A 12,608-nucleotide genomic window follows, 5' to 3' on the forward strand; every position below is an offset into this window, starting at 1 on the left:
CGGACGCGGTGCGGGGGCCCCGGCCAAGGACCGTCCTCGAACCCTCGACCGGGAGACGGAGGGTGAGGGGGCCCAGGTCCGTCCGGCCGATCTTGCCGGGCTCGCGTGCCCTGGCACGCACATCTGCCGCGTTGTCGTCAGTCGCCGACGCTCCGCGTGGGCTCCATCCTCCGCCTTGCATCTGCACGCACCAGACCCCGCTCACTGATCCGACCTGATCGACCGGACAGGACCTAGTTTCCGCGCAGGGCCTCGGCGGCCTTCAGCGCCGCCGCCACGGCTTTTTGCTGCAGGAAGGGCCCGAAGGTGATGCGCGTCGCGCCGAGCCGGCCCAGTTCGGCGACGGACGGGCCGCCCGGGAACGGCGCGACGTTGATCGGGCCCTCGATCTCCGCGCGCAGCAGCGGCAGTTGCTCCGGCGGTACGGCGAAGGGGTAGACGCAGTCCGCCCCGGCCGCCACATACAGCCGCGCCCTGGAGATGGCCTCCGCCGGGTCGGCCACTCCGCGCAGGAACGAGTCGACCCGGGCGTTGACGAACAGTCCGTCGCCCGCCTCCGCCCGGACCTCGGCGAGCCAGTCGGCGTGCCGCCGCGGGTCCTTGAGGGACTTGGTCACGGCGTCGGAGTCCTCCAGGTTGCAGCCGACCGCACCCGTGTCGAGGAGCCGCGCGACCAGCTCCTTGGGCGGCAGGCCGTAGCCGCCCTCGATGTCCGCCGAGACCGGGACGTCCACCACCCGGGTGATACGGGCGACCGCCGCGAACATCTCGTCCGCGGGCGTCTTCCCGTCCTCGTACCCGAGCGACGCCGAGACCCCCGCGCTCGGCGTCGCAAGGGCCGGGAAGCCCGCGTCCGCGAAGACGCGGGCGCTGGCGGCGTCCCAGGGGCCGGGCAGGACCAGGGGATCGCCGGGAACCCGGCCGTGGTGGAGGGAACGGAAGGTTTCAACGCTCATGACGCTCTCCCGATCTCGTCAGCGCTTGTACTGGCCGGGCGTGTAGTGACCGGGAACCATGCGCGTGCTCACCCCGAAGCGGTTCCAGGCGTTGATGACCGCGATCGTCGAGATCAGCTGGGCGAGCTCCGCCTCCTCGAAGTGCTTGGCCGCCTTCTCGTACGCCTCGTCCGGCACAAAGCCGTCGGTGAGTTCGGTGACCGCCTCCGTCAGCTCGATCGCCGCGATCTCCTTCGCCGTGTAGAAGTGCTGCGACTCCTCCCAGGCGCTGAGCTGGATGATCCGCTCGGCCGACTCGCCGGCCGCGAGCGCGTCCTTGGTGTGCATGTCGAGGCAGAACGCGCAGTGGTTGATCTGCGAGGCACGGATCTTGACCAGTTCGACGAGAACCGGGTCGAGGCCCTGCCGGGCTGCCACGTCCAGTTTGACCATGGCCTTGTAGACCTCGGGCGCGAGCGTGGCCCAGGGCAGGCGGGACGTGTGCTCCGCAACGTAGGAAGGCTTCTCACCGGGCGTCTGGTCGGTCGTCATACGTACGAATCTATTGCCGGTGTGGCGCAGGAGTATGGTCCACCTGCATGACGGATTCCTGGGCCACTTTCGGTGCCGACCTGCATCTGGAACTGCGTGGTTCCGGGCTGCGCACGGGGCTGATGGACGCCCTGCGGGAGGCCGTTCGCACCGGACGGCTCGGCCCCGGCACACGGCTGCCGTCCTCGCGTTCGCTCGCCGCAGACCTCGGGATCGCCCGCAACACGGTCGCCGACGCATACGCCGAGCTGGTCGCCGAGGGGTGGCTGACGGCGCAACAGGGCTCGGGGACGCGGGTCGCCCGCCGCGCCGCGGCGCGCAGGCCCGCGGCGGGGGCGGCCAGGGCGCGGCCGGCTCGGCGGGGTCCGCAGTACAACCTGCGGGCCGGACACCCCGACCTCGCCGCCTTCCCGCGCGCCGAGTGGCTGAAAGCGGCCCGCCGGGCGCTGACCGCCGCGCCCCACGAGGCCTTTGGATACGGCGATCCGCGCGGGCGCGTCGAACTGCGCACCGTGCTCGCCGACTATCTGGCACGGGCGCGCGGCGTGTACGCGGGCCCCGAGCGGATCGTGATCTGCTCCGGCTTCGTGCACGGGCTGATGCTGATGGGGAAGGTGCTGCGGCGGCGACGGGTACGTGAAGTGGCCGTCGAGTCGTACGGGCTCGCTGAGCACTGGAATCTGCTGACCGAGGCGAGGCTGCGGACGCCCGCGCTGCCGTTTGACGAACTGGGCTCCCACACAGGCGAGTTGGGCGCTCTGCGCGGGGTCGGGGCGGTGCTGCTGACGCCGGCGCACCAGTTCCCGGTCGGCGTCGCCCTGCACCCCGACCGGCGTGCGGCCGCCGTCGACTGGGCGCGCGGGAACGGCGGGGTGATCCTGGAGGACGACTACGACGGGGAGTTCCGCTACGACCGCCAGCCGGTGGGCGCGCTCCAGGGGCTCGACCCGGACCGGGTCGTCTATCTGGGCACGGCGAGCAAGTCGCTGGCGCCGGGGCTGCGGCTCGCCTGGATGGTGCTGCCGGAGGAGCTGGTGGAGCCCGCGCTCGCGGCGAAGGGGCACATGGACTGGGTGTCGAGCGCGCTGGACCAGCTGACGCTCGCGGAGTTCATCGCGTCGGGCGCGTACGACCGTCATGTGCGGGGCATGCGGCTGCGCTACCGCAGAAGGCGCGACCAACTGGTGGCGGCGCTGGCGGAGCGCGCGCCGGACATCAAGGTCAGCGGGATCGCGGCGGGGCTGCACGCGGTCCTCGAGCTCCCGTCGGGCACGGAGCACGCCGTGGTCCAGGCCGCCGCATGGCATGGCCTGGCCGTGGAGGGCGTCTCCCGCTACCGGCACAAGGACGCGCCGCGGGGGCGGGACGCGCTGGTGGTGGGGTACGGGACGCCGCCGGACAGCGCCTGGTCGGGGGCGCTGGACGCGCTGTGCCGTGCGTTGCCGTAACGGGGGCTTCGCCCCAGTTCATCAGGGGAAACGCTCCGCTCGGGCGCCCGCACCGTCGCCCACCTCCGACGCCGCCGGCGGCTCGCCGAACCGCGCCAGCGTCAGCGCGCCCGCCACCGCCACCGCGAAGCCCGTGACGGCCAGCCAGGCCAAGCCCTCGCGGGTACGGTCGCCCAGCCACACCACGCCCACCAGCGCCGGGCCGATCGTCTCGCCGATCACCATGCCCGCCGTGGCCGTCGTCACCGAGCCGCGCTGCAGGGCGGAGGTGAGCAGCAGGAACGCCGCGGCCCCGCCGAGCAGCAGCGCATACAGCGCCGGATTGCCCAGCACACCCGGCAGAGCGACCGAGTCGATCAGCCGGACCGAGACCTCGACGACCCCGAAGCCGAAGCCCGCGCCCAGGCCGAGCACCAGGGCGCGCGGCTTGTCGGGGAGGCGGCCCGCGGCCGCGCCGACGAGGAGTACGGCGAACGCGATGCCGAGCATGGACCAGCGCAGCGCGGACGATCCGGCCTTGTCGCCCTCCTCGCCGGAGGCGAGGCCCAGCATCGCCAGGCCCGCGCAGACCACCGCGACGGCGCCCCACTCGATACCGCTGAGACGGACATGGAGCAGGCGGGCGGCGACCACGGCGGTGACCGCGAGGCTGGCGGCGAGCGCCGCGCCTACCGCGTAGATGGGGATGGAGCGCAGGGCGACGATCTGGAGGACGAAACCGAGGCCGTCCAGGGCGAGTCCGGCGATATATCGCCACTGGCGCAGTGCGCGCAGCAGCAGCGCCGCGTCGACGCCGGAGCCGGTGCCCGGCTGTGTGGCGCGGGCGGCGACGGCCTGGAGAACGGAGGCCGTGCCGTAGCAGACCGCTGAACCGAGCGCGCAAATCATCCCAATGAGCACAAAGCGACTGTAGATGAGGAGGGTTGGCGGACCGGGCCGACAGCCGGGCGGGGCGGCCCTCTAGTCTGTCCGGCGATCCACTGGCTTGATTCGAACGGGGGCGACCGGGATGGCACGACGCAGGCTGAGGTCGAGCACGGTGGTGCTCGGCGGCATGGGGGTGCTCGCGGCGACGCTGACGGCGTGCAGCTCGGAGCCCGACGAGCGCTGTGTCGATCCGGTCACCTACGAAGTGCTGCCGGACTACAAGTGCGACGGCGACGGCGACGCCGACAGCGACGGATACAACAGCTCCGGCAGGTACTACTACGGCGGCAGTGTCAGCGGTGGCCGGGCCGAGGGCGGCAGCTTCGACAGGACCGCCGTCGACAGTGGCGGCTTCGGCCACTCCAGTTCCGGCGGCGGCTGAGCAAGGGGCACACGGAGCATGAAGCGGCACACCGTCGAGCCCCGCCCCGGCTGGCAGCAGATCGTCGAGGAGCAGGGCCTCATCTACCCGCTCACCCGCTACCCGGACGGCTCCCTGCGTCCGTACTGGGACGAGAGCGCGTACTACGAGTTCTCGCTGCCCGAGGTCGAGGCGCTGGAAGAGGTCGTCGAGGAACTGCACGCCATGTGCCTGGCCGCGGCCGCGCACATGGTCGAGCAGGATCGTTTCGCCGACCTCGGCATCACCGACCCGAGGCTCGCCTCACTGATCGCCGAGTCCTGGCGGCGCCGGTCCGAACTCCCCTCCGTCTACGGGAGGTTCGACCTCCGCTACGACGGAACCGGCCCGGCCAGGATGCTGGAGTACAACGCCGACACCCCCACCTCCCTGGTGGAGGCCGCCAGCCCGCAGTGGTTCTGGATGGAGGACCGCTTCCCCGGCGCCGACCAGTGGAACTCCCTCCACGAACGCCTCGTCGAGGCCTGGAAGCGGCAGGCCCCGCTGCTGCCGCCGGGGCCGCTGCACTTCGTCCACTCCGATGGGGACGAGCTGGGCGAGGACCTGATGACCGTCGCGTATCTGCGCGAGACGGCCGAGCAGGCGGGGCTCGCCACCGAGGCGCTCTCCGTCGAAAGGATCGGCTGGGACCGGCTGTCCGGGCGCTTCGTCGACGACCGGCTGCGCTTCATCCGCAGCTGCTTCAAGCTCTATCCGTGGGAGTGGCTGGTCACCGACCGCTTCGGGCCGCACGTCCTCGGCACCCTGGACAACGGTGGCGGCACCGGCACCACCTGCTGGATCGAGCCCGCCTGGAAGATGCTGCTCTCCAACAAGGCGCTGCTTGCGATCCTCTGGGAGCTGAACCCGGGACACCCGAACCTGCTCCCCGCCTATCTCGACGGCCCGCGCGAACTCGCCGCCGAGCGGGGCTATGTCGCCAAGCCGCTGCTCGGCCGCGAGGGCGCGGGCGTCACGATGCATGAGGCGGGCGATGCCCCCGTGGTCCGCGAAGAGGCGTGCTGCTACCAGGAGCTGGCCCCGCTGCCCGACTTCGAAGGCAACCGCGTGGTGCTCGGCGCATGGGTCGTCGAGGACGAGGCGGCGGGTCTCGGCATCAGGGAATCGGCGGGGCTTGTCACGGACGAGTACGCCCGCTTCCTGCCCCACGTCATCCTCTGACCCGGGCCGGGGCGAGCCGCTACGCGTCCAGGACCGCCCTGAGCTGGTCCAGGCCCCAGTCCAGGTCCTCCTTGCTGATCACCAGGGGCGGGGCGATCCGGATGGTGGAACCATGGGTGTCCTTCACCAGGACCCCGCGGTCCATCAGCTTCTCCGAGATCTCCCGGCCGGTGCCGTGGCTCGGCACGATGTCGACGCCCGCCCACAGCCCGCGGCCGCGCACCGCCTCCACCGCGCCGCCGCCCGTCAACAGGCCCAGCTCGTGGTGGAGGTGCTCGCCCAGCTCGGTGGCGCGCTGCTGGAACTCGCCGGTGCGCAGCATCGCGATCACCTCCAGGGCCACCGCGCAGGCGAGCGGATTGCCGCCGAAGGTCGAGCCGTGCTCACCGGGGCGGTAGACGCCGAGCACCTCATTGGAGGACACGACCGCCGACACCGGGACGACACCGCCGCCCAGCGCCTTGCCCAGCACATACATGTCCGGCACGACACCCTCGTGCTCGCAGGCGAAGGTACGGCCGGTCCGCCCGAGGCCGGACTGGATCTCGTCCGCGATGAAGAGCACGTTCCGCTCGCGGGTCAGCTGCCTCACCCGCGGCAGATACCCGGACGGCGGCACCAGCACCCCGGCCTCACCCTGGATCGGCTCCAGCAGCACCGCCACGGTGTTCGCGCTCATCGCCGCCTCGAGCGCGGTGAGGTCCCCGTACGGAACGATCTCGAAGCCCGGCGTGTACGGACCGAAGTCCGCGCGCGCCTCATGGTCCGTGGAGAAGCTGATGATGGTGGTCGTGCGGCCGTGGAAGTTGTTGGCGGCGACGATGATCTTTGCCTGGTTGGGCGGGACGCCCTTGACCCGGTAGCCCCATTTCCGGGCGGTCTTGACGGCGGTCTCCACCGCCTCCGCCCCGGTGTTCATGGGCAGCACCATCTCCATGCCGCACAACTCGGCGAGTTGTGTACAGAAGTCGGCGAACCGGTCGTGGTGGAACGCGCGGGAGGTAAGTGTGACTCTCTCCAGCTGCGCCTTGGCGGCGTCGATCAGCCGGCGGTTTCCGTGGCCGAAGTTGAGCGCCGAGTACCCGGCGAGCATGTCGAGGTAGCGGCGCCCCTCGACATCGGTCATCCACGCGCCGTCCGCCGAGGCGACGACAACGGGAAGCGGGTGGTAGTTGTGCGCACTGTGCGCCTCCGCAGAGGCAATGGCACTCTCCGATGCAGACACGGGATCTCCGTTCAGGTAGAGACAAGGCATCCGGCGTGGGGCGGGGTGATGCCCCTGTTTCTATCGTCGCTCGCATGGTGGACGAAGAAACCTTGCTGCAGGACGTGGCCGCTAGGCTGGACAGTACGCACGGCGACTGGCGTACGGGGAAGTAACCCCGAGGGAACCGCGCGCGGAAGATCACACGAGGTGCCGCCCGCCTGGGCACCCCGGGACTTGTCCCGTGGTGCTGCCCGTCCCCTGCCCGGCCTGCCCGGCAAGGGGTCCCGAGCCGCATCCCGGGACCACGACCGAGCAGACGGATCGCCCCGGAGGACACCATGACTCTTCCCCTGCCCCACCCGGCACTCTCTGCCGCCGACCCCGAACTGGCGGCCCTGATCGGCGACGAGGAGCGGCTTCAGGCCGACACGCTGCGCCTGATCCCCAGCGAGAACTATGTCTCCAGGGCCGTCCTGGAAGCCTCCGGCACCGTTCTGCAGAACAAGTACAGCGAGGGGTACCCCGGCCGCCGCTACTACGAGGGCCAGCAGAACATCGACAAGGTCGAGCTGCTCGCCATCGCCCGCGCCAAGGAGCTCTTCGGCGTCGAGCACGCCAATGTCCAGCCCTACTCGGGCTCCCCGGCGAACCTCGCCGTCTATCTCGCCTTCGCCGAGCCCGGCGACACCGTGATGGGCATGGCCCTGCCGATGGGCGGCCACCTCACCCACGGCTGGGGCGTATCGGCCACCGGCAAGTGGTTCCGCGGCGTCCAGTACGGCGTGCGCCAGGACACCGGCCGCATCGACTTCGACGAGGTGCGCGAGCTCGCCCTCAAGGAACGCCCGAAGCTCATCTTCTGTGGCGGCACCGCGCTGCCGCGCACCATCGACTTCGCGGCCTTCGGGGAGATCGCGCAGGAGTCCGGCGCCATCCTGGTCGCCGATGTCGCGCACATCGCCGGCCTGATCGCCGGCGGTGCCCACCCCTCGCCGGTGCCGTACGCGGACGTGATCTCCACGACCACCCACAAGACCCTGCGCGGGCCGCGCGGCGCGATGCTGATGTCCCGCGAGGAGCACGCCAAGGCCATCGACAAGGCGGTCTTCCCCGGCCTCCAGGGCGGCCCGCACAACCAGACCACGGCCGCTATCGCGGTCGCCCTCCACGAGGCGGCCCAGGCCCCCTTCCGCACATACGCCGAGTCGGTCGTCGCCAATGCCAAGGCACTCGCCGACGAACTGCTCGCCCGCGGCTTCGAACTGGTCTCCGGCGGCACCGACAACCACCTGATCCTGATGGACCTCACCCCCAAGAACGTCCCCGGCAAGGTGGCGGCGAAGGCGCTCGACCGGGCCGGGATCGTCGTCAACTACAACACCGTGCCGTACGACCCGAGGAAGCCCTTCGACCCCTCCGGTGTCCGCATCGGTACCCCCTCCCTCACGTCCCGCGGTCTCGGTACGCAGCACATGGCCGCCGTCGCCGAGTGGATCGACCGCGGTGTGACCGCGGCCGGCTCGGGTGACGAGGACGTGCTGGGGGAGATCCGGTCCGAGGTCGCGGAGCTGATGGCCGGGTATCCGGCGCCCGGGCTGAGCGCGTAGTGCGGTGACTCCGGCCGGCGGCCGGTTGGCCTGACGGTCTGAGCCCTCGGGCGGGGCGGGGCACCCCCGTGGTCCGCCCCGCCCGGGGCCCGCCCCTGGCCGGCTCGTCCAGCGCGGCCGGCAGCAGTCGCACCGCCGAGCGGACTGTGCTCCTCGTCTCATTGACCACGATCCGCAGCAGCCATGGACGGAACGCGGCACCGTCCCGGAGGCGCCCCGGCGACCCGGCGCGCATCCGCGCGATCACCGCAGCCTCTTCCTCGACGATGCGGCCCCCCTCCGGACCGGCCTCCAGGGTCCCCTCCCGCGTCCTCACACCGTTCATACACCGGCGGCCGGAGATCGGTTCCGCACCTGAGAGAATGTTGTGCATGGCCTCAGACCGACCCCGCGCGCTCTCCGGTATCCAGCCCACCGCAGGCTCGTTCCACCTCGGGAACTACCTCGGCGCGATCCGCCAGTACGTGGCGCTGCAAGAGACCCACGACGCGTTCTACATGGTCGTGGACCTGCACGCGATCACCGTGCCGCAGGACCCTGCCGAGCTGCGCGCCAACACCCGGCTCGCGGCCGCCCAGCTGCTCGCCGCCGGTCTCGACCCCGAGCGCTGCACGCTCTTCATCCAGAGCCATGTCCCCGAGCACGCCCAGCTCGGCTGGATCATGAACTGCCTCACCGGCTTCGGCGAGGCCTCCCGGATGACGCAGTTCAAGGACAAGTCCGCCAAGCAGGGCACGGACCGGGCCACGGTCGGCCTGTTCACCTATCCGATCCTGCAGGTCGCGGACATCCTGCTGTACCAGGCCAACGCCGTCCCGGTCGGTGAGGACCAGCGCCAGCACATCGAGCTCACCCGTGACCTCGCCGAGCGCTTCAACACCCGTTTCGGGCACACCTTCACCATCCCGGCGCCGCACATCGTCAAGGAGGTCGCGAAGATCTACGACCTTCAGGACCCGTCGATCAAGATGAGCAAGTCGGCGTCCACGCCCAAGGGCCTGATCAACCTGCTCGACGAGCCCAGGGCGACCGCGAAGAAGGTCAAGAGCGCGGTCACCGACACCGAGACCGTCATCCGGTTCGACCCGGTGAACAAGCCCGGCGTCTCCAACCTCCTGACCATCCACTCCACCCTCACCGGCAAGACCGTCGCCGAGCTGGAGGCGGAGTACGAGGGCAAGATGTACGGAGCGCTCAAGACGGATCTCGCCGACATCATGGTGGAATTCGTCACTCCGTTCCGCTCCCGCACCCAGGAATATCTGGACGACCCCGAGACGCTGGACTCAATTCTGGCCAAGGGTGCGGAGAAGGCCCGCGCGGTCGCGGCCGAGACCCTGGCGTCCGTTTACGACAAGGTGGGGTTCCTGCCGGCGAAGCACTGAGTGCGTTCCGATTCCGTACTGAGGTCATCACCGGATCGGCACTGTGTCCAAGGCCTCTGGCCACATATGCCGTGCAGCCGCCACACTGGCGGCGGCACACCTACCCGCAGACGATTGAGGAGAACGACGTGGGGACCGTAACGCTCGGCGTTTCGATCGCGGTCCCGGAGCCCTATGGCAGCCTGCTCCAGGAGCGGCGTGCGGGCTTCGGGGATCCCGCCGCGCACGGCATTCCGACCCACGTCACACTCCTGCCGCCGACCGAGGTCGACGCCGGGGCCCTGCCCGCGATCGAGGCGCATCTCGCCAGGGTCGCGGCGAGTGGCCGGCCGTTCCCGATGCGGCTCAGCGGCACCGGGACATTCCGCCCCCTCTCGCCCGTCGTGTTCGTCCAGGTCGTCGAGGGCGCGGCCGCCTGCACCCGGCTGCAGAAGCGGGTGCGGGACGCGTCCGGGCCGCTGGTGCGTGAGCTGCAGTTCTCGTACCACCCGCATGTGACCGTGGCGCACGGCATCGCCGAGGAGAAGATGGACCGTGCGTACGAGGCGCTGTCCGAGTACGAGGCGTCCTGGACCTGCGCCTCCTTCGCGCTGTACGAGCAGGGCGCGGACGGCGTGTGGCGCAAGCTCCACGAGTACGCCTTCGGGGGCGGCATCGTGTCCGTGCCCGCCCAGGGCTCCCCGGTGGACGAGCCCGCAGCCACCTCCTGACCTCGGGGCCCACAGCCAGCGGGGCGGTCGTCACAGAGGCAGTCTGCGGAACAGCGATCGCGGCACATGCCGCAGCGCCGACATCACCACACGCAGTGCCCCCGGCACCCACACCGTCTCCGATCTGCGTCGCAGCCCGAGCTCGACAGCCGTGGCGACGGCCTCGGCAGTGGTGGCCAGCGGCGCATCGGGCAGCCCCGCCGTCATCTTCGTACGGACGAATCCGGGGCGTACGACCATGACGTGCACGCCCGTCCCGTGCATCGCGTCCCCCAGCCCCTGTGCGAAGGCGTCCAGGCCCGCCTTGCTGGAGCCGTAGATGAAGTTCGCGCGGCGGGCGCGTTCGCCCGCGACCGAGGAGAGCACCACCAGCGAGCCGTGCCCCTGGGTCTGCAGGGCCGCCGCGCACACCAGTGAGGCCGAGACCGCCCCCGTGTAGTTGATCTGCGTGACCCGGACGGCGGCCGGCGGGTCGGCCTCGTCGTTCGCCTGGTCGCCGAGGACGCCGAAGGCCAGCAGCACCATGTCGATGTCGCCCTCGGCGAAGACCTTCCCCAGCACCTCTTCGTGCGCGGCACAGTCCAGGGCGTCGAAGGCGACCGTGCGGACCTCGGCCCCGAGGGTACGGAGCCTGCTCGCCGCGTCTTCGAGGGAGGGGGAGTGGTGGCCGGCCAGCCAGACCGTTCGGGTGCGGCGGGCGATGAGCCGCCGGGCGACGGCCAGGCCGATCTCCGACGTACCGCCGAGGACGAGGAGGGACTGCGGGGAGCCGAAGGCGTTCTTCACGGGAGGTGCTCCTTAGAGGGAGAGACGGCGGGAGAGGTCGGAGGTGAAGACTCCGCGGGGGTCGAGAGCGGCCCGCAGGGCACGGAATTCGGGCAGTCGTGGATACATCCCGGCGAGCAGTTCCGGACGCAGTCTGGAGTCCTTGGCCAGATAGACCCGGCCGCCCGCCGCGGCGACCTCCTCGTCCAGCTCGTCCAGGAACGCGCCGAGTCCGGGCAGCCGGGCCGGGATGTCCAGCGCGAGCGTCCAGCCGGGCAGGGGGAACGACAGCCAGCCGGGATCGCCGGCGCCGAAGCGCTTGAGGACCGCCAGGAACGAGGGGCACTGGCGCCGCGAGATCCGGCGCACGATCCGGCGCAGGGCGTCCTCCTGTCCGTACCCGACGACGAACTGGTACTGGACGAAGCCGCCGCGGCCGTAGATCCGGTTCCAGTGCGGGAGGCCGTCCAGCGGGTGGAAGAAGGCCGCCAAGGTCTGCAGCTCGCCGGTGCGCGAGCGGGGCGCCCTGCGGTACCAGAGCTCGTTGAAGAGCCCGACGGTGGCGCGTCCGAGCAGCCGTTCCGGTACGAGTCGGGGGGCGGCCGGCAGCGTCCCGGGGCGGAAGGCGAGCGGTGTGCGCCGGGTCCGCGGAGGCAGTGCTTCCAGCGGGGCGTGCTCGCCGCGGCTGAGGACCGAGCGGCCCAGCGCACGCCCGCGCGCGAGGAGGTCGATCCAGGCGACCGAGTACCGGTGGCGGTGGTCGGTCGCGGTGAGCCTGGCCATCAAGTCGTCCAGGTCGGCGGTCCGCTCGGTGTCCACGGACATCAGGGACGTCTCGACGGGGTGGAGCCGGACGGTCGCCGAGAGGATCACGCCGGTCAGGCCCATGCCACCCGTCGTCGCGTCGAAGAGGTCGGTGCCGGGCCGGACCGTCCGTACGCAGCCGTCCGCCGTCAGCAGTTCCAGCGAGCGCACATGGCGCGAGAAGGAGCCGCAGACATGGTGGTTCTTGCCGTGGATGTCGGCGCCGACTGCGCCGCCGACCGTGACATGGCGCGTCCCGGGCGTCACCGGCACGAACCAGCCGAGCGGCAGCAGCACTTCCATCAGCCGGTGCAGGCTCACGCCCGCGTCGCACACGACGACACCCGCGTCGGCGTCGATGGTGCGGATGCGGTCGAGCAAGGTCATGTCGAGGACGGCGCCGCCCGCGTTCTGCGCCGCGTCTCCGTACGCCCGTCCGAGCCCGCGCGCGATGCCGCCACGCGCCCCCCAGCCCCGCACCGCCGCGGCGGCCTCCTCAGGGGTACGGGGACGCAGCAGGCAGGCGGTTGTCGGGGCCGTCCGGCCCCAGCCGGTGAGGGACACCAACTCGGTACGCGCAGGGCCACTTGTGTCGGTGGTTCTGGTCTCGGCAACCATGTCCGAGACGTTATAGCCGCCTATGCCCGCATTTGGCGGTACCTCGCTGGACTCGCCGAAATGGGTGA

At 71.1% G+C, this 12,608-nt stretch carries 12 protein-coding genes, 1 pseudogene and 1 riboswitch; of the genes and pseudogenes, 6 read left to right on the top strand and 7 right to left on the bottom strand.

Going from position 1 to position 12,608, the window contains the following annotated elements; all coding sequences use genetic code 11:
- Positions 1-233 precede the first annotated feature (233 nt).
- Together ACQEVG_RS23845 and ACQEVG_RS23850 are read right to left on the bottom strand one after the other, a co-directional pair.
- A complete protein-coding gene (locus tag ACQEVG_RS23845; protein WP_432987227.1) occupies positions 234-956 on the bottom strand; it encodes an isocitrate lyase/PEP mutase family protein in 723 nt (240 codons plus the stop codon).
- Positions 957-974: 18 nt separating this feature from the next.
- Positions 975-1,487, bottom strand: coding sequence for a carboxymuconolactone decarboxylase family protein (locus tag ACQEVG_RS23850; RefSeq protein ID WP_432987229.1), 513 nt, complete (start codon positions 1,485-1,487; stop codon positions 975-977).
- A gap of 47 nt (positions 1,488-1,534) precedes the next feature.
- On the opposite strand from ACQEVG_RS23850, the gene ACQEVG_RS23855 reads away from it, so the two are divergent.
- Positions 1,535-2,935 carry a PLP-dependent aminotransferase family protein gene (locus ACQEVG_RS23855; protein ID WP_432987231.1) on the top strand — a complete coding sequence of 467 codons (1,401 nt, stop codon included), beginning with the start codon at positions 1,535-1,537 and terminating at the stop codon, positions 2,933-2,935.
- 21 nt (positions 2,936-2,956) lie between these two features.
- On the opposite strand, the gene ACQEVG_RS23860 is transcribed toward ACQEVG_RS23855, so the two are convergent.
- Entirely contained in the window at positions 2,957-3,823 is an 867-nt protein-coding gene (locus tag ACQEVG_RS23860) for a hypothetical protein (RefSeq protein ID WP_432992835.1), read from the bottom strand.
- Positions 3,824-3,944: 121 nt separating this feature from the next.
- Here ACQEVG_RS23860 and ACQEVG_RS23865 point away from each other — a divergent pair, with 121 nt between their 5' ends.
- Entirely contained in the window at positions 3,945-4,244 is a 300-nt protein-coding gene (locus ACQEVG_RS23865) for a hypothetical protein (protein WP_432987233.1), read from the top strand.
- A gap of 18 nt (positions 4,245-4,262) precedes the next feature.
- The gene (locus tag ACQEVG_RS23870; protein WP_432987235.1) at positions 4,263-5,444 is read left to right on the top strand and encodes a glutathionylspermidine synthase family protein; all 1,182 of its coding nucleotides are present in this window, start codon (positions 4,263-4,265) and stop codon (positions 5,442-5,444) included.
- Between the two features lie 19 nt (positions 5,445-5,463).
- Here the strand turns inward: ACQEVG_RS23870 and rocD are convergent, their stop codons facing one another.
- Positions 5,464-6,699 carry an ornithine--oxo-acid transaminase gene (gene rocD / locus ACQEVG_RS23875; protein WP_432987237.1) on the bottom strand — a complete coding sequence of 412 codons (1,236 nt, stop codon included), beginning with the start codon at positions 6,697-6,699 and terminating at the stop codon, positions 5,464-5,466.
- Positions 6,700-6,791: 92 nt separating this feature from the next.
- Positions 6,792-6,882, top strand: a riboswitch (ZMP/ZTP riboswitch).
- A gap of 107 nt (positions 6,883-6,989) precedes the next feature.
- On the opposite strand from rocD, the gene glyA reads away from it, so the two are divergent.
- Positions 6,990-8,258 (top strand): serine hydroxymethyltransferase, encoded by a 1,269-nt coding sequence (glyA, locus tag ACQEVG_RS23880; protein WP_432987239.1) that lies wholly within the window; start codon positions 6,990-6,992, stop codon positions 8,256-8,258.
- A gap of 127 nt (positions 8,259-8,385) precedes the next feature.
- On the opposite strand, the pseudogene ACQEVG_RS23885 reads toward glyA, so the two are convergent.
- Positions 8,386-8,583 (bottom strand): annotated as a pseudogene (locus tag ACQEVG_RS23885) (siderophore-interacting protein); the annotation flags it as partial.
- A 46-nt stretch (positions 8,584-8,629) separates the two neighbouring features.
- Here ACQEVG_RS23885 and trpS point away from each other — a divergent pair.
- Both trpS and ACQEVG_RS23895 read left to right on the top strand, forming a co-directional pair.
- Complete coding sequence (trpS, locus tag ACQEVG_RS23890) at positions 8,630-9,643, top strand: tryptophan--tRNA ligase (protein WP_432987241.1); 1,014 nt, start codon at positions 8,630-8,632, stop codon at positions 9,641-9,643.
- Positions 9,644-9,771: 128 nt separating this feature from the next.
- Positions 9,772-10,353: a 2'-5' RNA ligase family protein gene (locus tag ACQEVG_RS23895; RefSeq protein WP_432987243.1), complete on the top strand. Its 582-nt coding sequence runs from the start codon at positions 9,772-9,774 to the stop codon at positions 10,351-10,353.
- Between the two features lie 30 nt (positions 10,354-10,383).
- On the opposite strand, the gene ACQEVG_RS23900 is transcribed toward ACQEVG_RS23895, so the two are convergent.
- Both ACQEVG_RS23900 and ACQEVG_RS23905 read right to left on the bottom strand, forming a co-directional pair.
- Positions 10,384-11,139 carry a decaprenylphospho-beta-D-erythro-pentofuranosid-2-ulose 2-reductase gene (locus ACQEVG_RS23900; RefSeq protein WP_432987245.1) on the bottom strand — a complete coding sequence of 252 codons (756 nt, stop codon included), beginning with the start codon at positions 11,137-11,139 and terminating at the stop codon, positions 10,384-10,386.
- A 12-nt stretch (positions 11,140-11,151) separates the two neighbouring features.
- Positions 11,152-12,540 (bottom strand): FAD-binding protein, encoded by a 1,389-nt coding sequence (locus ACQEVG_RS23905; RefSeq protein WP_432987247.1) that lies wholly within the window; start codon positions 12,538-12,540, stop codon positions 11,152-11,154.
- Positions 12,541-12,608 lie beyond the last annotated feature (68 nt).

Source organism: Streptomyces sp. CA-135486 (assembly GCF_050936555.1).
Taxonomy (GTDB): Bacteria; Actinomycetota; Actinomycetes; order Streptomycetales; family Streptomycetaceae; genus Streptomyces.

Excerpts from the sequence above, each read along its gene's own strand:
- glyA (WP_432987239.1), top strand. The coding sequence starts at position 6,990 with ATGACTCTTCCCCTGCCCCACCCGGCACTCTCTGCCGCCGACCCCGAA.
- ACQEVG_RS23870 (WP_432987235.1), top strand. The coding sequence starts at position 4,263 with ATGAAGCGGCACACCGTCGAGCCCCGCCCCGGCTGGCAGCAGATCGTC.
- ACQEVG_RS23855 (WP_432987231.1), top strand. The coding sequence starts at position 1,535 with ATGACGGATTCCTGGGCCACTTTCGGTGCCGACCTGCATCTGGAACTG.
- ACQEVG_RS23850 (WP_432987229.1), bottom strand. The coding sequence starts at position 1,487 with ATGACGACCGACCAGACGCCCGGTGAGAAGCCTTCCTACGTTGCGGAG.
- trpS (WP_432987241.1), top strand. The coding sequence starts at position 8,630 with ATGGCCTCAGACCGACCCCGCGCGCTCTCCGGTATCCAGCCCACCGCA.
- ACQEVG_RS23865 (WP_432987233.1), top strand. The coding sequence starts at position 3,945 with ATGGCACGACGCAGGCTGAGGTCGAGCACGGTGGTGCTCGGCGGCATG.
- ACQEVG_RS23905 (WP_432987247.1), bottom strand. The coding sequence starts at position 12,540 with ATGGTTGCCGAGACCAGAACCACCGACACAAGTGGCCCTGCGCGTACC.
- ACQEVG_RS23845 (WP_432987227.1), bottom strand. The coding sequence starts at position 956 with ATGAGCGTTGAAACCTTCCGTTCCCTCCACCACGGCCGGGTTCCCGGC.
- rocD (WP_432987237.1), bottom strand. The coding sequence starts at position 6,699 with ATGCCTTGTCTCTACCTGAACGGAGATCCCGTGTCTGCATCGGAGAGT.
- ACQEVG_RS23860 (WP_432992835.1), bottom strand. The coding sequence starts at position 3,823 with ATGATTTGCGCGCTCGGTTCAGCGGTCTGCTACGGCACGGCCTCCGTT.